This window comes from Phenylobacterium sp. SCN 70-31 (assembly GCF_001724605.1).
Classification (GTDB): Bacteria; Pseudomonadota; Alphaproteobacteria; order Caulobacterales; family Caulobacteraceae; genus Phenylobacterium.
On the sequence record NZ_MEEX01000049.1, the window covers coordinates 1 to 17,382 of the forward strand.

The 17,382-nt window shown below is 68.0% G+C and carries 16 protein-coding genes; 3 read left to right on the plus strand and 13 right to left on the minus strand.

Going from position 1 to position 17,382, the window contains the following annotated elements:
* Positions 1-9: 9 nt before the first annotated feature.
* Positions 10-405 (minus strand): hypothetical protein, encoded by a 396-nt coding sequence (locus ABS78_RS22955; RefSeq protein ID WP_293385258.1) that lies wholly within the window; start codon positions 403-405, stop codon positions 10-12.
* 137 nt (positions 406-542) lie between these two features.
* Positions 543-1,631 carry a flagellar basal body P-ring protein FlgI gene (locus ABS78_RS22960; protein ID WP_293385261.1) on the minus strand — a complete coding sequence of 363 codons (1,089 nt, stop codon included), beginning with the start codon at positions 1,629-1,631 and terminating at the stop codon, positions 543-545.
* 436 nt (positions 1,632-2,067) lie between these two features.
* Between ABS78_RS22960 and ABS78_RS23985 the strand changes: the two genes are divergently transcribed.
* Positions 2,068-2,517 (plus strand): SRPBCC family protein, encoded by a 450-nt coding sequence (locus ABS78_RS23985; protein WP_363083856.1) that lies wholly within the window; start codon positions 2,068-2,070, stop codon positions 2,515-2,517.
* A 124-nt stretch (positions 2,518-2,641) separates the two neighbouring features.
* Here the strand turns inward: ABS78_RS23985 and ABS78_RS22970 are convergent, their stop codons facing one another.
* Both ABS78_RS22970 and bamE read right to left on the minus strand, forming a co-directional pair.
* The gene (locus tag ABS78_RS22970) at positions 2,642-3,046 is read right to left on the minus strand and encodes a response regulator (protein ID WP_293385267.1); all 405 of its coding nucleotides are present in this window, start codon (positions 3,044-3,046) and stop codon (positions 2,642-2,644) included.
* A 698-nt stretch (positions 3,047-3,744) separates the two neighbouring features.
* The gene (bamE, locus tag ABS78_RS22975) at positions 3,745-4,260 is read right to left on the minus strand and encodes an outer membrane protein assembly factor BamE (protein WP_293385270.1); all 516 of its coding nucleotides are present in this window, start codon (positions 4,258-4,260) and stop codon (positions 3,745-3,747) included.
* Positions 4,261-5,255: 995 nt separating this feature from the next.
* On the opposite strand from bamE, the gene ABS78_RS22980 reads away from it, so the two are divergent.
* Entirely contained in the window at positions 5,256-5,723 is a 468-nt protein-coding gene (locus tag ABS78_RS22980) for a copper-binding protein (RefSeq protein WP_293385273.1), read from the plus strand.
* A gap of 94 nt (positions 5,724-5,817) precedes the next feature.
* Here the strand turns inward: ABS78_RS22980 and ABS78_RS23990 are convergent, their stop codons facing one another.
* The 5 genes from ABS78_RS23990 to ABS78_RS23000 form a co-directional block, all read right to left on the minus strand.
* Entirely contained in the window at positions 5,818-6,156 is a 339-nt protein-coding gene (locus ABS78_RS23990; RefSeq protein ID WP_363083859.1) for a helix-turn-helix transcriptional regulator, read from the minus strand.
* Positions 6,149-7,726 carry a TolC family outer membrane protein gene (locus ABS78_RS22985; RefSeq protein ID WP_293385276.1) on the minus strand — a complete coding sequence of 526 codons (1,578 nt, stop codon included), beginning with the start codon at positions 7,724-7,726 and terminating at the stop codon, positions 6,149-6,151. The genes ABS78_RS23990 and ABS78_RS22985 overlap by 8 nt, the downstream gene beginning before the upstream one ends.
* A 56-nt stretch (positions 7,727-7,782) precedes the next feature.
* Positions 7,783-7,935, minus strand: coding sequence for a hypothetical protein (locus ABS78_RS22990; RefSeq protein ID WP_293385279.1), 153 nt, complete (start codon positions 7,933-7,935; stop codon positions 7,783-7,785).
* Between the two features lie 393 nt (positions 7,936-8,328).
* Positions 8,329-8,928: a peptidoglycan DD-metalloendopeptidase family protein gene (locus ABS78_RS22995; RefSeq protein ID WP_293385282.1), complete on the minus strand. Its 600-nt coding sequence runs from the start codon at positions 8,926-8,928 to the stop codon at positions 8,329-8,331.
* A gap of 62 nt (positions 8,929-8,990) precedes the next feature.
* Positions 8,991-11,201, minus strand: a complete 2,211-nt coding sequence (locus ABS78_RS23000; protein ID WP_293385285.1) for a heavy metal translocating P-type ATPase — start codon at positions 11,199-11,201, stop codon at positions 8,991-8,993.
* Between the two features lie 63 nt (positions 11,202-11,264).
* Between ABS78_RS23000 and ABS78_RS23005 the strand changes: the two genes are divergently transcribed.
* Complete coding sequence (locus ABS78_RS23005) at positions 11,265-11,522, plus strand: hypothetical protein (protein ID WP_293385288.1); 258 nt, start codon at positions 11,265-11,267, stop codon at positions 11,520-11,522.
* A gap of 39 nt (positions 11,523-11,561) precedes the next feature.
* Here the strand turns inward: ABS78_RS23005 and ABS78_RS23010 are convergent, their stop codons facing one another.
* The 4 genes from ABS78_RS23010 to ABS78_RS23025 form a co-directional block, all read right to left on the minus strand.
* On the minus strand, positions 11,562-11,912 hold the full coding sequence (locus ABS78_RS23010; protein ID WP_293385291.1) for a DUF190 domain-containing protein: 351 nt from the start codon (positions 11,910-11,912) through the stop codon (positions 11,562-11,564).
* Between the two features lie 25 nt (positions 11,913-11,937).
* Positions 11,938-12,387, minus strand: coding sequence for a DUF411 domain-containing protein (locus tag ABS78_RS23015; protein WP_293385294.1), 450 nt, complete (start codon positions 12,385-12,387; stop codon positions 11,938-11,940).
* A gap of 568 nt (positions 12,388-12,955) precedes the next feature.
* Positions 12,956-16,198: a CusA/CzcA family heavy metal efflux RND transporter gene (locus ABS78_RS23020; RefSeq protein WP_293385297.1), complete on the minus strand. Its 3,243-nt coding sequence runs from the start codon at positions 16,196-16,198 to the stop codon at positions 12,956-12,958.
* 31 nt (positions 16,199-16,229) lie between these two features.
* Positions 16,230-17,375, minus strand: a complete 1,146-nt coding sequence (locus ABS78_RS23025) for an efflux RND transporter periplasmic adaptor subunit (protein ID WP_293385300.1) — start codon at positions 17,373-17,375, stop codon at positions 16,230-16,232.
* Between the last annotated feature and the right edge of the window lie 7 nt (positions 17,376-17,382).

Here is a 17,382-nt window from a genome sequence, read left to right on the forward strand (position 1 = left end):
AGGTCCGCATCAGGCTCGGGGTGGCCGCTCCAGCCGCGACGGACGCGTCACCTGCGCCCACTGATCATCCAGCACAGGCCAACCCGCACGAACCACGGGGATATAGGCCGGCGCGACGAAGTGGGCCGGGGCCGCCAGTTCTACCTTGCAGCTTCCCGCGCAGGCCGAGCCGCCTTCGGTCGGCTGCGGGGCGTCATCGGGCGCGAAATCGGTCGGCAGGGTGAAGGACGCCTCGACTCCGGTGTCGGCGGCCGCGCCGAGCGGGGCGGCAGCTCCCCAGGCATGGGTCTGGGGGTGCATGGCCGCGAAGAGCAGAACGACCGCCAGCACGATGTGCAGCCACGCGAAGCCGCGGCTTCGCGCCGGGCCTTGCTGGACACGCAATGGGAGGACCTTGGCGATCACGGCGCCCTTAGAGCTTGGGTCGGCCGCAAACGCAAGGGGCGAACAGCCGCAGGGGCCATCTGAAGGGTCTCCCGCCTCGCCTTCGGCCGCGGACGGTCAGGACAGCACCCGAGGACGCTAGATGTGGCCGGCCGAGCTTACAACACCTCGATCTCAGCCTGCAGCGCGCCGGCCGCCTTGATGGCTTGAAGTATGGAGATCATGTCCCGCGGCGTGACGCCGAGCGCGTTCAGTCCGCTCACCAAACTGCCCAGCGAGGCGCCTGTCGGAAGTCGGACCAGTCCCCTCCCCCTTTCTTCATCCACCTGGACGCTGGACTGCGGCGTCACCACGGTTTCGCCTTTGCCGAATGGCGAAGGCTGGCTGACGGCTGGCGTCTCCCGGACGGAGATCGTGAGGTTGCCCTGGCTGATCGCCACCGTCGAAATCCGAACATCGGAGCCCATCACGATCACGCCCGCCACCTCGTCGATGACGACGCGCGCCGGCGTATCGGTCTCCACCGCCAGGGTTTCCACGGCGGTGATGAACCCTGATGCGGTCGCCGTCGCCGGCACCGAGAGTTGAACGATCGTCGGGCTCTGGGCCCGTGCAGCGTCGGGGAAGCGGCGGTTGATGACCTCCGCCACGCGCACCGCCGTGGTGAAATCTGGATTTCGCAGGTTGAGGCGCAGCTGCCGCATGGCGTTGAACTGAAAGCCGGTCTCGCGCTCGACGATGGCGCCGCTGGCGATGCGACCAGACGTGGGTACCCCTTTGGTCACCGAAGAACCGGATGCGCCGCTCGCGGAGACGGATCCAGTCTGAACGGACCCCTGCGCGACGGCATAGGTTTGACCGTCCGCCCCCAGGAGCGGCGTGACCAGGAGGGTTCCGCCCAGGAGGCTCTTCGCCGATCCCATGGCGGAGACCGTTGCATCCACCTGCGAGCCGGCCGCTGCGAAGGGCGGCAGCTTGGCCGTCACCATAACGGCGGCGACATTCTTGGTGTTCAGGCGAGCGTCGCGCGTATTAACGCCGAGCCGCTCCAGCATCGCCTCCAGGCTTTGCTGTGTGAAAGGCGCATTCCGCAGCGCATCGCCAGTGCCAGCCAAGCCCACCACGAGTCCGTAGCCGACCAGCACGTTCTCGCGAACGCCTTCGACATGTACGATGTCCTTTATGCGGGACGTCGCCGCGCTCGCTGGCGGAGCTGCAAGGAGCGCACCGACGACCAGGGCCGCCACGGCCGCCGAACGCCCTCTCCTGTCGCGCCTCCATGTTGCATTGTGCACGGAGTCATCCTGTGTCGGCGCCGCCGGCTGCGCGTGGGGGTTTGAGGCGGCGCGACGGATCATCTTCTGACATGCCGGCGTGACTGAAGCGTTAACCATGTTCGGCCCAGCAGCTTCCTCGCCGCTGAGGCCCACATGGCGCGATCTGACCTCGCGCCCATTGAGGGTCCGAGATCAGACCGTGTCTTCCTACGTCGGCTGGAGCCCGCCAGTACATTCCTTGGCCGTTCTCTGCGAGGATAAGCGCTGCTTTCTCCTGCCTCGGCTTGATTCCCAAGCCGACAAGTGGCGCCATGTCGGCTTGCATTGCAGGAAGCGCTAGCATGTCGTGTGAACCCAGCGGCTCAAGGCATCGTGCCGGCTTCGGCGCGGCGGGGCGGGTTACCTCATGCTGAGCCTCTCGGCGGAGCGGGTCGTCCACGCCCCTATTGGCGCCGTGTGGCGGGCAGTGATCGATTTCCGAGGCTACCCGAGATGGACGGGGGCGGCGGTTGTCGTCGAGGACGCCGCTGAGGCCGGAGCGCTCGTCTACCGCATACGCGTTGGGACACCAGGGCGCCCCGTGCGCACCTGGAGCTTTCCAGGCCATATCCAAGCTCAGGAGGCGCCTCGCCGGATTTCGTGGCGCTGCGGGATGTCCGCCTTATTCGGCGTGCAGATTTCGTTCGAACTCACGCCTCGCGCCGGCGTCACCGAAGTGCGCCATACCGCGAGGATCACCGGTATCGTCACCCTTCTTCGGCCCGTCGCCCTGCGGCGGATCCTTCAGCCTGCGCTCGACAGAATGGTTCGCGATCTGGAAGCAGAAGCCCGGCGAGGGCGTCGGCGCGGCGCATGATGGATTTCGCAGAGCCCCGGCTGTGCGTGTGCCGATCAATTCCACGTGCCTGATCCTGACCATCGACCTTTTCGCTCGGGCCAGAAGCGCGGCCGCTGGGCGCGAAGGCGATGCTGGCCAGCGTCTACGCCTCTCCGGCGCTCGATCCCACGTTGTTGAGTTGAGTGGCGAGCGCCACGACCAGCTGCGCCGGGGCGAAGGGCTTCGTGAGGATCGCGCTGCCTGGCACGCCTTCCGTTGCCCACTCATGCGCGCTGGCCCCGCTCATGTAGACCACGGCAACGCGCGGGTCCGCGCGCCGCGCCGCGCGGGCGACGTCCCAGCCGGTCGTCCGACTGCTCAGATTGATGTCGGTCACGACGCCTGCCAGTTCGCCGGGCCGACGCTGCAGGACTCCGATCGCCGCATCGCCCGCGTCGGTGTAAGCCACCTCGAAGCCGGCATCTTCGAGCGCGCCCTGAAGAAGATCGCGAATTAGAAGCTCGTCTTCCACCAAGAGAACCTGCGGGAAGCTGTCGCCCATGGTCATCTGAGCCCTCCAACACGGGTTGACGCGGGGGAGCGCTGATATACCACTCTGCGGCGTCTTAGCGAACGAACGTCGTCGATACACACCTGCTGCGTCACGGCTAGGCCGCTAGGCCCCGCGCGTTCCTCCATCTATATGCCACGGCACCCTTCCCAGATGTGAATCCGGTCGTGACGGCCCCTGTCGGGTCCGGGCGGCGCGATAGGCGCTGTCGCGGTGGTCTTCGCCGTCGGCAGGGCGCGCAGCAGGTTCCCTACTGGAGTCCGCGCCCGCGTTGCCCCAGGTTGTCCTTAGGATTGGTCCCAGGTGGTCTGAGCGGGGCGTGACCGTCGTCGCTTCGCCCGAGAGGCCGGCGCACTGCCGGGGTTGGAGTGCTTGGTGCGGCGGTGAGAGCTCGGTCAGCTGTGCGGAGATACGACGACGAACTCACCCTGCCAGCGGCGGTGGGCGCTCGCCTCTCTGAATTCAAAGACTCCGTAGACGCTTGCCGCCAGGAGGGCAAAGCCCAGCGCGAGTCCGGCGAGGGTGCGCCAGGTCGCGCGCGGCCGGCTGTCCCACGCGGGGCGCGGACCTTCCCGGTGTGGACCGTCACTCACTGCCGGATCCTCTCATTGTTAGGCTCTTCATGAACCGCCGCAGCCCGCCCCGCAAGGGTGAGGGGGCTGCACGACAATCCCGGTGGCGCCCTCGATTCAAGCTCAGCGCCGCCGGTCGCCGGGCCGGCTCCCGGGCACCCCGGTGTCGTCCCGAGGGAGCATCGTACCGCGGCCGACACTGCCCAGGAGCTGTTCGAGGACGGTCATCTCCCGCCCGCGCGTGGGGGTCTCGCGGCCGTTGAACGCGATCACCTTGCCATCCTTCAAGGATAGGGTGTCGAGCGTCTTCAGCACCTCGGTTTCCTTGTCGAAGCCGAGCGCGACGATGTCGCGCTTAATGACTTGTGGCCGCCGGAACGCGGCCCTCGCCTTGACCTGCGAAATGTAGAACCAGACGTTCGGATCGAAGGTCGAGGTGACGGATGGCGAGCCCAGCTTTGTGCGCACCGTCGATTTCGTATCGGTTCCGACCGCAAGGTCGGTCGGATTGGTGTCGATGGCTTGGTAGCCGGAGTGGCTGGTGATGGTGGTGCAGCCGCTGATGGCGAAAGCCGCGGCAGCAAGGCTGGCGATCGCCAAGCGTCGCTGGAATGTGGTGGTACGCAGAATGGAGGCCATGGTGGCGTTAATCCCCAGTTTGTCTGACGAAGATCGACCGGCCCGGATAGGCCGAAGCGGGCTCAAGTCAGAATCGAGGGGGGCGTTCCAGGGACGTCGGACGGCGCACAACCGCACCGGGGATCTCATAGCCGGGCCAGGTGTCCGCCGCAGAACTTGCGGCGAGTGTGACGCCCGGCTCCGCGGGTAGACTCCAGGCGTGCATCGCGCAGTGGCCCGAGCAGCCGAGGATAGCGCCGCCTCGGTCAGAGGTTTGGCCTCTGTCCTTCACCCCTCCATCCGCGACCGCGACGACGGTCTCCCGCGTGGGTTCCAGGACCGTGTGAGCAGCCGATGGAGCAACTGCGCCAAACAGGATCATCAACCCGGCCACCAAAGTGGTGAACCCGACCGTCATCCTGCGTCGCCCGAAGCGCCGCCGCATCGGAGCGCGCCGGCTGGACCGGCGAGATGTCGCCGTCGACGCCATGGGCGACTCTATAGGCCCGAACGGGGTGGATGGAAACGGTTCACCTTCGTCGTCGTCATTGGGACCGGTCGAGCGCATCGGAGGTTCCGCGCTTGTGCGAAATTGCATAATGGCCGCGCCAATCTTCCCGGAGACTTCTCTTGCAACGGCGCCCTGTGCGCCGAGACTGCAGGTGGCCCGGCATCAACACTTCGATCCCTTGGTCGGCCAAGGAGACAGCATGCCACGGCTCGCACCACTCTTTGTCCCAGCCCTGATCGCCATGTGGCTGTCCGGATGCGGGAAGTACGCACCTCTCGACCGCCCCGCGCCCCTGTTCGGATCGGCGACGACGGCAACCCCGCCCCAGCCATCTGGCACGGAGATGAAAACCGTCGATCCCCGGGACCTCGACAACCGCACGCAATCCCCTCCAACGTAGCGGAGAACCCTTCGAAGGACGGCGAAAACAGTCGTACAATCCATTCCTGCCCGCAGGAACGGCGGGGCCCCCTGCCGCTTAGGGCTTCTTGGAATGTTTCGACGAATGAAGGCCTGGCCCGTGAGGAGAAACCTGCCGCTGTTCTTCCTCCTGGCAGGCACTTTCCTGGCATCATGCGACAGGCAGGTTGTACGACGCACCCCTGAGGCCATGGCGGCGCACCGCCGCCAGCTTGCATCTCCGGAGCACGGGCGAGCGCTGGAGGGCGCGTCACTGTCAGCGATCCCGGCGCGCGCCAAGGGCGTGGGGCACGTCACCGCGGTCGATCGGACGGCGCGGACGATCACGATCGATCACGATCCCTCGCCGGGCTCAGACTGGCCTGCGATGCGCGTGACGCTTCCTGTCGGATCTCCCCACCTTCTCGAAGGCGTTGAGGCTGGGGACCTCGTCGAATTCCACATCGAAAGTCGCGCGGGCGCCGCCGAGATCTCCGCACTGAGACCGCTCTCCGTCACGAACTCACGACCGCAGCCCAAGCCGGCATCCGAGAAGCCTAAGGCCGCGCAATAGGACCCGCGGCGACGCAAGAACGCCTTTCGAGTCCAAGGCCAAGGCCGAGCGCAACGAGGGGCGTGCCGTTGGGGCGCGCAGAGGTTACAGACCGTCATGCGCGGCCAGGGCCTCCGCTGAGGGGGAGTGGGGGTCTATGCCGAGGCGTATGCTCGTCCGTTCCGGCCCCATGCCCCACCATCCCAACATCGCCGAAGAACTCGAGAACGGTGGAACCGAGCACTGTTGCGGCGCGAGCCAGCATCGCGGCGCTCACACGAACGGTTCCGTCTTCGTAGTCTCGCAGTTGTCGTACGTTCGTGCCGAGCGCATCAGCCAGCTCTTGGCGGCTCAGGCCAGCCCGCCGACGCCGGGCGCGCAGCCGAGAGCCGACCTGCGAGTCCGCACTCGTGGCGGGTCGCTGGCTGGGGCCGAGGCCGGTCAGTCTACTCACGGCTTTTCGGGGAAGCCGCTCCGGTCTGGCCCCTGGCCGGATCCGGCAGGTCCACGGGGGCCGCGCCGCGCGGGGCCCCGATGCGATCCAGGCTCTGGGTGAGATGATCGATCGGCGCCCAGACGCCCGGCGCCGCGCGGCGCCGGAATGAGAGGGCAGGATCGTAGAGGGCCAACTGCGGGGCCAGCGCACGAGCCTCCAGCCGCCCCTGCGCATTCAGGAGCGCCGCGCTCGCGACATAGGCGTCGCGGCGTGAGGTGACCAAGGCGAGTTCCGCGGTCCGCAGTTCCTGTTCCGCGTTGAGCACGTCCAATGTGGTGCGCAGCCCCAGTTCGAACTCCAGGCGTACGCCCTCAAGAGCAAACCGGGCGGCCTTCACCACCTCCTCGTTGGCGGCGATCGCCGCCCGTGCGGTCCGCAGCTGACTCCATGCCTGCGCCACCGCCTGGCGGACCTGACGTTCCGTGGTCTCCAAACGCAGCCGATCGATGTTGTTGCGCTGCACGGCCTGTTCCACCTGCGACGAAAGTATCCCGCCGGAATAGAGCGGAAGGGTCGTCACAACGGACGCCGAGAGGTTGCGGGCAAAGCGATCTGCAACGAAGGGGTCGATCTGACCGGAGTAGCCATAGCCTGTCCTAAGGCTCACGGTCGGCCGACGTTGCGCCTTGGCGAGCGCGACGCGGGCGCGGCTCCCCCGCTCGGTGAGTTCGGCGCCCCCGATCCGCGGACTCTGCTGGTCCGCCGTTTCGTACGCCTGAGCTATGGTTGCGGGGAGCAATGGGTCCAGATTCGGCCGCGGCGCAAGATCCCCAGGCTCGTCGCCCACGACTGCGGCATAAGCGGCGGTGCTGACGTCCAGTTGTCCCTCCGCGGCGGCGAGTTGCGCCCTCGACGTTCCAAGTCTTGCCTTGGCCTGCGCGACATCCGTGCCCGTGAGTTCGCCCACGTCGAAGCGAGCCTGGGTTTCCTCGAGACGACGGCCGAGGGTTTGCACGTCTTGGCGACGGATCTCCACGATCCGCTGATCCCGCCTGACGTCCACATAAGCCTGGACGACGCTGAGCACGAGGTTGCCCTCACTCTCCCGGAGCGCCTCGCGCGCGGCGAGGATTTCGGCCTCGGCCGCCGTGACGGACGCGGTCGTGCGTCCACCGGTGTAGATCGGCTGGGTGAGAGAAACGGATGCATTGCCCAGGTTCCGTTCGGTCACGCCTGATCCCGTGACCGCAGTGTCAGGGATGCCATCGCCATTGGTGTCGACGAACGTGCCGCGGCCGGCGTTAACGGACGTCCGACTGTAGGAGGCCGTGGACGAGGCGTTGACCTGCGGTCGCAGCCCCGCGCGAGCCTGAACATAGGCCTCGTCGGCGAGCTTCACCTGGGCGCGCTGGGCCGCCAGCGTCGGGTTGCTCTCATAAGCGCGGGTGATCGCGTCGGCGAGCGTTTCGCCTCTCGCCGCGGTGGCGCTCAGCACCGCCAAGACGCAGGCGACCGCCGCGCGCCACCTTGCGGCGGTCCCATGCTTTGCGCGACGACGCCTTATTGTGACGGCTTGGGCCACGAGCATGTCCCCAGCTCCTTCCAGCTCAGCGCGCAGGACGCGCCTTAGTTGATGTCGAGGATTCACAGGAAGAGCGGTGCGATGTAGGCGGCGAGGAGCAGCGCCATGCCGATCAGGACGAGCCGCGTGAGAAGCCGGCCGCGCGCGCCTGGACGCTCGAGCCTTCCCTGGCCCCGCCGGCGCCAAGCCCCGCCCCTCAGCCACCGGCGGGGCACGGCCCGTCTCCGCGTTGGGCGCAGGCCCGCACCCGGTCTCCAGGCTCCAGACGCCAAGGGGCGGTGACCGTGTAGACCGTGCAGCGGTGACCGCGGCCTGAGAGCCCCGAAACCCGCCCCGTGGCGGCGCCCAGCACCTGACCACCGGGGGAGAGGCGTTCCAGGCGCACCCGGGAAGGCGACATCGCCACGGACTTCCGACACAAGAAGCCGCGGAAGCGAAGGGCTTCGCCGTCGCGTGTGACCCCGGGGGGCTCCAGTCGGAAGCCAGCGAGTTGAATCAGCTCGGTGGCGACCTCCACGCGCTCAGCCGGCGCAGCGTTTGCGGCCCCTGCCAGGGCGACCAGCGCCACTGCGAACATTGAGACTAGACGCACGATGTTCCTCCATTCGTCATGCTTTGGATCTCCGCGGGACGGCCGGGAGCACAGCCAAAGGGTCCAAGACGGCGCCGCGGCGGTCGGAGAACTCCACATGGACATGGTTCGTCATGCCGGACGCGTATCGACGCCCGAGGTCCTGGGCCCGGCCGATGATCTCCCCAGCGGTGACCTGCGCACCCGGCGCGCGCGAGGGACCGACGTAAAGCACCCGGGCGGAATACCGCGTCGTGGGGCTCGTGATCTCGACGAACTGCAACTCGGGGTCGCCGGAGTACGCTTGCCCCACCCGGGTGACGACGCCCGACATCGGCGCGCGGATCGGGGCGCCGGGCGGCGCCACCAGATCCAGCCCATTGTGCCGCCGGCGGCCACCGTCCCGGGACGCGCCGAACGCGCCAGAGCCGTAGGCGTCCTCGCCGCGTTGGCCGAGCGTCAGCGGCCAGGCCAGATCGTCGCGACCGTCCTCGTCGAGGTCGACGCCGGCGGGCGTAGCACTCGCCGGCGCTGCCGAAGGCTGTGGGATCGAGACGGGAGCAGTCACGGCCCCCGCGCGACCGCCCAAGGCCGCGCCACCGGCAAGGCCCAGGCCGATCGCGGCGATGACCGCCACGCGGGAGAGCGAGGGCGTCGCCGCGAGGTGCGCGGCCCGTCTGATGAGTGTTCCGGGAGACGTCACGCGTCACGATCCTTGTAGGTGAGCAGGCGCAGGGCGTTGGCCACGACGAGGACGGTTGAGCCCTCGTGGAAGAGCACCGCTATGCCGATCTTCAGCCCGAACAGCGTCGCGGGGATCAGGAAGGCCACCACCCCCAGGCTCACCCACAGGTTCTGCTTGATGACCCGGCTGGTTCGGCGGCTGAGCCCCACGGCGAAGGGAAGGTGATTGAGGTCGTCGGCCATCAGCGCCACGTCGGCGGTCTCCAGCGCCACGTCGGACCCGGCGGCGCCCATGGCGATGCCGACCGTGGCGTTGGCCAGCGCCGGCGCATCGTTGACCCCATCGCCGACCATGGCGACGCGGCCCTCCTGTGCCTTGAGCTCTCGGATCACCCGGACCTTGTCCTCGGGCATCAGGCCGCCCTTGGCCTCGTCGAGCTTCAGGCTCTGGGCGATCGCGTCGGCGACCGACTGGTTGTCCCCCGACAGCATGAGGATACGCTCGATGCCAAGCGCTCTTAGGCGCTCGATGACCTGACGGGCCGCTGCGCGAGGCGTGTCCATCAGCCCGAGGCAACCGAGATAGCGTTCGCCCTGACGCACCATCACTACGGTGCGGCCATTGCGTTCGAGTCGTCGCGCGTCGCTCCAGACGGCTTCCGAGGGTCGGGGCCCTTTGCCGGCGTCGAACATGGCGGGCTTGCCGATCAGGATCGGCAGACCATCGACGAGGGCCTGGACCCCCTGGCCCGTGAGGCTGCGAACGTCGGTCGCCGCCGGCATCGGGCGACCCCCCAGGCGTCCGGCGCCGTCGCGGGCGATGGCGGCGGCAAGCGGATGGTCGCTGAGCGCCTCCACAGCCACTGCCACGGCCAACAATTCTTGCTCGCTCACGCCGTCGGCTGGATCGACGTCGGTGAGGCGCGGCTTGCCCTCGGTCAATGTGCCCGTCTTGTCGAAGGCCAGGGCGGTCAGCGTTCCGAGGTTCTCGAGCGGTCCGCCGCCCTTCACGAGCACGCCGCCGCGCGCGGCGCGTGCGACGCCGCTGAGCACCGCGCTCGGCACGGAGATCGCCAGCGCACAGGGGCTGGCCGCCACCAGCACGGCCATGGCCCGGTAGAAGCTGACGCTGAAGGCTTCATCGCGAACTACCCAGGCGAACATCAACAGGCCGACGAGGCCGAGCACCGCGGGGACAAAGATGCGTTGGAAGCGATCGGTGAACCTCTGGGTCGGCGAGCGTTGCGTCTCGGCCTCTGCCACCATCTTGACCACGCGGGCCAAAGTCGTCTCGGTCGCACGCCGGGCGACGCGCACCTCGAGCACGCCGGCGCCGTTGATGGTGCCGGCGAACACCCGATGCTCCGGACCGGCCTTGTTGAAGTCCAGTCGGGCGTCCGCAGCCGCCGCCTTGTCGACGGGCACGCTCTCGCCCGTGATCGGCGCCTGGTTGACGCTGCTGGCGCCGGCGATCACCACGCCGTCCGCCGGCAGCCGCTCATTGGGCCGGACGATGACGACGTCATCGATCTCGAGGGCCTCGACGGGGACCTCTTCCGTAGATGTCCCGCGCCGAACCGTCGCCCGCTCCGGCGCGAGCTTCGCCAGGGCCTCGATCGCGCGCCGCGCGCGCCCCATGGCGTAGTGTTCGAGCGCGTGCCCGAGGCTGAACAGGAAGAGCAGCAAGGCGCCCTCCGCCCACGCGCCGAGGCTGGCTGCGCCGGCCGCCGCCACCAGCATGAGGGTGTCGATCTCGAACCGCCTCTGGCGGAGGTTCTCAACCGCCTCCCGGACCGTGAAGAAGCCGCCGAAGACGTAGGCCGCGATGAAGAACGCCAGCGGCACGAGACCGGCGACGCGACGCTCGAGGAGCCAGCCCGCCGCGAGAGCTAGGCCCGCGAGCAGCGCGAAGATCAGTTCGGTGCGTTCGCCGAAGATGCCCCCGTGCGCGTGGTCATGCTTGTCCCGACCTTGGCCATGAGCGTGCCCATGCGCATCCTCGTCGTGATCGTGATCGTGATCGTGATCGTGATCGTCGGCGCCCGTGTCGTGGGCGGGCGACGCTGGCGGAGGTTGGTCGACGGTTCCGGCCAAGGCATTCGCGGGAAGCGCCTCCGCGGCAAAGGATGGAAGGTCGACGCCAAGGGTGCGGACGGACTCCAGCAGCGTGCTCTCGTTGGTCTTCTCACGGTCGAACTCGACGAAGGCGCGGCCGACCGGCCGCACATCCGCCTGGATCACGCCGGCCTGGGCGCGGAGATGGTCTCGGATGCGCCGAGCCGTGCGGGGATGAACCGCGCCCCCGATCCGGAACACGAAGTGGCCGAACCGTTCCGCGATGACCGTGCCAGAGTCTTCGACGAACGCGCGGAGCTGGCCAGCCGGCGCGCGCGCGCTGTCGAAGCGGATCAAGAGCTGGTCGCCGCCCCCATCGGCCTCGACGCGCGCCTCCGTCACCGCTGGGTGACCTTGGGCGACGGACGTCAGGACGCCGACGCAGCGTTCGCAGGCCTCCGCCCCGCCTCCCAGAACTGCCTCGAGTTGTAGCCGCAGTTCCTCCTGGGCCATGTCGATGCTCCTACCGGCTCACGCGTGCGGCTCGACGTGATGACCGCCATAGCGGAGCACCTCGACCTTCTCGAAGGTGATCAGGCCGATGTCCTTGAGGTCATCGAGTTCGGGGAGGAAGGCGCGCAGTCGCGCCTCCTCGTCGACGAACTCGATCACGACCGGCAGGTTGTCGTTCAGGTCGAACGGGCGGTGCTCGTGCAGCCGCGCGGACTCTCCAAAACCTTTGCGACCTCGCAGCACGGTGGCGCCGGCCAGACGGGCGTCACGGGCTCTTCGGATGATCACGTCGATGAGGGAGCGGTCGCCCACCAGGGCGTTCTCGTCGGTATAGATGCGAAGCAGGACGGCTTGGCCAGGTGTCTGCATGTCGGGTTCTCCTGAAGATGATGGGTCAGTGACGCGCGAAGATCCGCCTGCGGCCGCCATCCAGGAGCAACAGGGTTATGAAGGCTTCTCGGCTGCCGTCGGCTTGCTCCATGCCCGGGGCGCCGGCGGGCATGCCGGGAACCGCAATGCCGATGGCTTGGGGCCGTTGTCGCAGCAGAGCCTTAACGTCCTCGGCGGGCACGTGGCCTTCGACGACATAGCCGTGGATCACGGCGGTGTGGCAGGCAGCCAGGTCGGCCGGGATCTTGTAGCGGAGGCGGACGTCCGCCAGGTCGTCGACGATGACCGTTCGGGGTCGGTAACCCGCAGATTCCATCTGCGAGACCCACGCCTGACAGCATTGGCAGCCTGCGGTGCGGTAGACGGTGAACGGGCTCTCGGCGAGCGCCCGCGCCGGCGCGAGCCCGGCGATCACAAGCGCCCATATGGCGTCGCGGCGAGACAGATCCTTCATCGCGTTCTCCCCTTCGATTGGCTGGAATCGGACGGCGGGGCGTGGACGTTGAGCCGGAACTCGTGACAGTGATCGGGTTCGATGATGCTCAGCAGCGCGCTATCCTGAGGGGCGCGAGCCCGGGTCTCGGACGTCCACCCACCAGCGGACGGCGCAAACGACACGGTGGGGCCACCCGGCGACGCCAGGCTGACCTGTCGCGCGGGTGGCGGCGCGATGGCCTCTCCCCCCTGGCCGACGAAACGTATCGACAGAGCGCCCTGCGATCCGGACGTGGCCTGGAATTCAGTGATCATGCCTCTCGCGTCGGCGCGCCAAACGCCGGGCGCGACGGACTCAACAACGAGCGGCTGCTCGTCACGGGGAGCCGTCCAGGCGGGCAGCGGCGCCCACAGCAAGGCCGCGGCGATGACCAGACTGCCTCGACCGGGCCTCGTGTTCGCCGTGCCCGCCCGCTCGCAAGCCAGGCGGAGGGGCCGTATCGGCAGTAGCGGAATGCGCATGCTGTCCTCCCTCGTCTAAGGTGAGCGCCGGCGCGGCCTGGGGGGAGCCGCGCCGGCGGGTCCGGTCAACTCGATTGGGGTTGGAGAGCTGCCGGACGGTCACCCTCGGCCGCGGGCTTGCGCCCGAGGCTGAGGATGAGCTGCGAGATGGCGGGAAGGACGAGCAGCGTCACCAGCGTGGCGGTGATCAGGCCGCCGATCACCACCATGGCGAGCGGCTTCTGCACCTCGGCGCCGGTGCCGTGGGCCAGCGCCATCGGGATGAAGCCGATGGCCGGAACGAGCCCGGTCATCAGAACGGGCCGGAACCGCTCGACCGAGCCGTCGTAGATGGCCCTAGCGACCGGGACGCCCTCGTCGAGACGCTGCCGGATGCTCGACATCACCACCAGGCCATTCAGCACCGCCACGCCAGCCAGCACGATGAAGCCGACCGCTGCCGAGATCGAGAAGGTGATCCCGGTCAGGGCGAGCGCGAACACCCCGCCGGCCAGCCCCAGGGGGATGGCGGCGAACACCGCGACGGCGCGCGCCACCCCACCCAGCGCCATGAAGAGGATGACGAAGATCGCGAGGAAGCAGAGCGGCACCACGATGCTGAGGCGCTTGGTCGCGGCCTGGAGGTTTTCGTACTGGCCGCCCCACTGCAGGTAAGAGCCGGTCGGCAGGGCCACGGCCTCGACCTTGCTTCGGGCCTCGGTGACGAAGGAGCCGATGTCGCGGTCGCGTACGTTCACCTGGATGACCACGCGGCGCTTGCCGTTCTCACGGCTCACCTGGTTGAGCCCGTCGGTGAACCGGAGCTCGACCAATTGGCGTAGGGGGACCGACTGGCTGGGCGCGCCGTCGGTCGATGGTAGCATGACCGGTGTGGCTCCCAGGCTGTCCAGGTCGTCGCGCTGGGCCATGGGCACACGCACGATGATGTCGAAGCGGCGGTCGCCTTCGAACACCGCGCCGGCCTCACGACCGCCGAGGGCGGTGGCGAGGGTGTCGGCCACCTCTTCGACGGTCAGGCCGAAGCGGGCGATGGCGGCGCGGTCGAACCGGACGTCCAGGGTTGGAGCGCCGGCGGTCTGCTCGACGCGCACGCCCTCGGCGCCTTGGATCCCCTGCAGCACCAAGCCGATCTTGCCGGCTGCGGCGCTCATCTTGTCGAGATCGTCGCCGTAGAGCTTGATGGCGACGTCGCCCCGTACCCCAGCGATGAGCTCGTTGAAGCGCATCTGGATCGGCTGGGTGATCTCGTAGCTGTTGCCGAGCAGCGGCTCGACTTTCTTGAGGATCCGCTCGGCCACCTGTTCCTTGGTCGTGACCCCCTTCGGCCAGTCCTTGCTGGCCTTGAGGATCACGAATCCGTCGGACTGGTTCGGCGGCATCGGGTCGGTCGCCACCTCGGCAGTCCCGGTCTTGGCGAACACCATCTCTACCTCGGGCAGAGAGATAATCGCCTTCTCCACCTGTTGCTGCATGGTCTTCGATTGCTCGAGCGACGTGGAAGGGATCTTCAGCGCGCCGAGGGCGATGTTTTTCTCGTCCAGGGTTGGGATGAATTCCTGCCCCAAGGTCGTGAAGACGATGCCGCTGACCAGGAAGACGGCCAGGCCGGCTCCGATGAAGGGCCACGGCTTGGCGAGGGAGCGCGCCAGGAGGGGTTCATAGCGAACCTTCAGCCACTGGATGATCCGCACCTCCTTCTCGGCCACCTTGCCGCGCATGAAGATGGCGACCATGGCCGGCACGAAAGTGAGCGAGAGAATGAACGCGGCCGCGAGCGCCAGCATGATGGTGATGGCCATGGGCGAGAAGGTCTTGCCCTCCACCCCGGTGAAGGTCAGCAGCGGGGCGAACACCAGGAAGATGATGCCCTGCCCGTAGACCGTGGGGCGGATCATCTCCTGGGACGCGCGAAGGACCGTCTCGAGGCGCTCGTTCAGGTTCAGCAGCCGGTTCTCGTGGTGCTGTCGCTCGGCGAGGCGTAGCAGACAGTTCTCGATGATGATCACCGTGCCATCGACGATCAGGCCGAAGTCCAGGGCGCCAAGGCTCATCAGGTTGCCGGGCACGCCCAAGCTGTTCATCCCGATCGCCATCATCAGGAATGAGAATGGTATGATCAGCACGGCGATGAAGGCGGCGCGGACGTTGCCGAGCAGCAGGAACAGGGTGGCCGCGACCAGGATCGCGCCCTCGGTAAGGTTTCGCTCGACGGTGCCGATGGTGGCGTTCACCAGCACCGAACGGTCGAGGCCCACATTGACCACAATCCCCGGCGGTAGCGACTTCTTCACCTCGGTGAGCTTCTCGCCGACCGCCTTGGCGACGGTCCGACTGTTCTCCCCGATCAGCATGAGCGCCGTGCCGACCACGGTTTCATTTCCGTTCTTGGTGGCCGCGCCCGTCCGAAGATCCCCGCCGACGCGAACCGTAGCCACGTCCTTGACGGTCACTGGCACGGTCTGGCGGGTCGCGATGACCGCGTTGGCGATCTCGTCCAGGGTGCGGACGCGCGCGTCCGCCCGCACCAGATAGGCTTCGCCTGCCCTCTGGATGAAGTTCGCGCCCACGGAGAGGTTGGTGGCTTCGAGGGCTTTGGCGAGCTCCGTGTAGGACACGCCGTACGCGGCGAGCTTCGCGGGGTCGGGTTCGACCACGTATTGCTTCTCATAGCCGCCGATCGAGTCGATGCCGGCGACGCCGTTGACGGTGCGCAGCTGGGGCCGAATGATCCAGTCCTGAACCGTCCGAAGATAGCCGGCCTGCGCTACAGGGTCGCTCAGCCGCTCGCCCTCGACGGTGAGGTAGGAGCCGTCGGATTGCCATCCCGGGGCGCCGTCCTTGACCTTCACGCCCTTGCCGCCGGGATTGGCGAACTCGACAGTGTACATGTAGACCTCGCCCAGGCCGGTTGTGACCGGGCCGATCTGGGGCTGCACGCCGGCCGGGAGGGTGTCCCGCGCCTGGGTCAGCCGCTCAGCCACCTGCTGGCGGGCGAAGTAGAGGTCGGTGCTCTCCTTGAAGACCGCCGAGACCTGGCTGAAGCCGTTGCGCGAGATCGATCGGGTCGACTCCAGGCCAGGGATCCCGGCGAGCGCCGTCTCGATCGGGAAGGTGACACGCTTCTCGATCTCGATCGGCGAGAGCGCCGGCGCGATCGAGTTGATCTGCACCTGCTTGTTGGTGATGTCGGGCACCGCGTCGATCGGCAGCTTGGCCAGCTGCCAAGCGCCCAGCGCGGCGATGATCAGGGTCAGGACGAGGACGTACCAACGCCCCTTCACCGACATGGATAGGATGCGGCCGATCATTTCGGCATATCTCCAGACGTGAGGGGGAGGGTCATTCTTCTTCGGCGCTCTTGCCGAGTTCGGCCTTCAGCAGGAAGGCGTTCTTGGTGGCGACAGAATCGCCGCTCTTCAGCCCCTGCAGGATCTCGACACGCCCGCCGGTGCGTTGGCCCACCGTCACCGGCTGCACGCGGAAGCCCTTGGCCGTGCGAACGAAGACGGCGTCGCGACCCTCGACCGTCTGCACAGCTTCTTCGGGCACGACGATTCCCGTCGTCGCCGACTGCCGAGAGACGATGCGGGCGCGCACCAGTTGGCCGGGCTGAAGCACCCCGCCGCCACCGGCAAGAGTCAGCACCACGGTCGCGGACCGCGTCTGTTCGTTGACCCCCGGCGTGACCGAACGGACCACAGCGGAGCGCGCCTCACCGCTGGTCGTCTCGATCACAGCCTGATCACCCGGTTGGATTCGTCGCGCATCCATGGCCGTCACCGCGGCCTCGACTTGGATCCGGCTCGGGTCGGCGATCCGGAAGAGCTCGGTCTCCGGCTGCACAAAGGCCCCCAGGCTCGCGTTCATCGCAGTGATGCGTCCGTTGATGGGGCTGATGACCGCCACATAACGACCATCACGCGAGACGTCGGCGGCGCCTGCAGCGGTGGCTGCGCGCCGGGATTCGGCCTCGGCAGCGACGAGTTCGGCCTGCGCGGTCTCATAGTCCTGCCGTGGGCTGACCTTCTGCTCGAAGAGGCGCCGTTCCCGGGCCGCCACCTTGCGCGCCAGGTCCGCCTTTGCCGCCGCGACGCTGCGCTCGGCGGCGATCTGGGCCGCTTCCCGGCTTTCCACGAGCGCCAGGGTTTCCCCGGCGCGGACGGGATCGCCGAGACGCTTGTTGATGCGCGCGACGGAGCCCGCCGCGCGCGCGGTCAGCGCCGCCTGGCCAGACGGCTCGGCCTCGACGGTGGCCTGGGCCACGATCTCGCCGGCGATACCGCTGGTCGATACCGTCTGGATCTGGACGCCGGAGGCGGTGATCCGTTCCGGGCCCATCACAAGGGTGTCGGCGGCATGTGCCGCGCCTGCCGCCTCTCCCTGTTCTTTGGGTGCGTCGGCGGTGGGTGGGGGTTTGGGGGTGGTGAGCTTGGCGGCGGTGAAGCCGATGCCGGTGGCGGCGACGAGGGCGGCGCCGGCCAGCAGCCAGGTT

What these genes read in the sequence shown, in the direction of transcription:
- ABS78_RS23985 (WP_363083856.1), top strand. Translation starts at nt 2,068, where the DNA reads ATGCTGAGCCTCTCGGCGGAGCGGGTCGTCCACGCCCCTATTGGCGCC.
- ABS78_RS22970 (WP_293385267.1), bottom strand. Translation starts at nt 3,046, where the DNA reads ATGACCATGGGCGACAGCTTCCCGCAGGTTCTCTTGGTGGAAGACGAG.
- bamE (WP_293385270.1), bottom strand. Translation starts at nt 4,260, where the DNA reads ATGGCCTCCATTCTGCGTACCACCACATTCCAGCGACGCTTGGCGATC.
- ABS78_RS22980 (WP_293385273.1), top strand. Translation starts at nt 5,256, where the DNA reads ATGAAGGCCTGGCCCGTGAGGAGAAACCTGCCGCTGTTCTTCCTCCTG.
- ABS78_RS22985 (WP_293385276.1), bottom strand. Translation starts at nt 7,726, where the DNA reads ATGCTCGTGGCCCAAGCCGTCACAATAAGGCGTCGTCGCGCAAAGCAT.
- ABS78_RS23005 (WP_293385288.1), top strand. Translation starts at nt 11,265, where the DNA reads ATGAACCGCGCCCCCGATCCGGAACACGAAGTGGCCGAACCGTTCCGC.
- ABS78_RS23010 (WP_293385291.1), bottom strand. Translation starts at nt 11,912, where the DNA reads ATGCAGACACCTGGCCAAGCCGTCCTGCTTCGCATCTATACCGACGAG.
- ABS78_RS23015 (WP_293385294.1), bottom strand. Translation starts at nt 12,387, where the DNA reads ATGAAGGATCTGTCTCGCCGCGACGCCATATGGGCGCTTGTGATCGCC.
- ABS78_RS23020 (WP_293385297.1), bottom strand. Translation starts at nt 16,198, where the DNA reads ATGATCGGCCGCATCCTATCCATGTCGGTGAAGGGGCGTTGGTACGTC.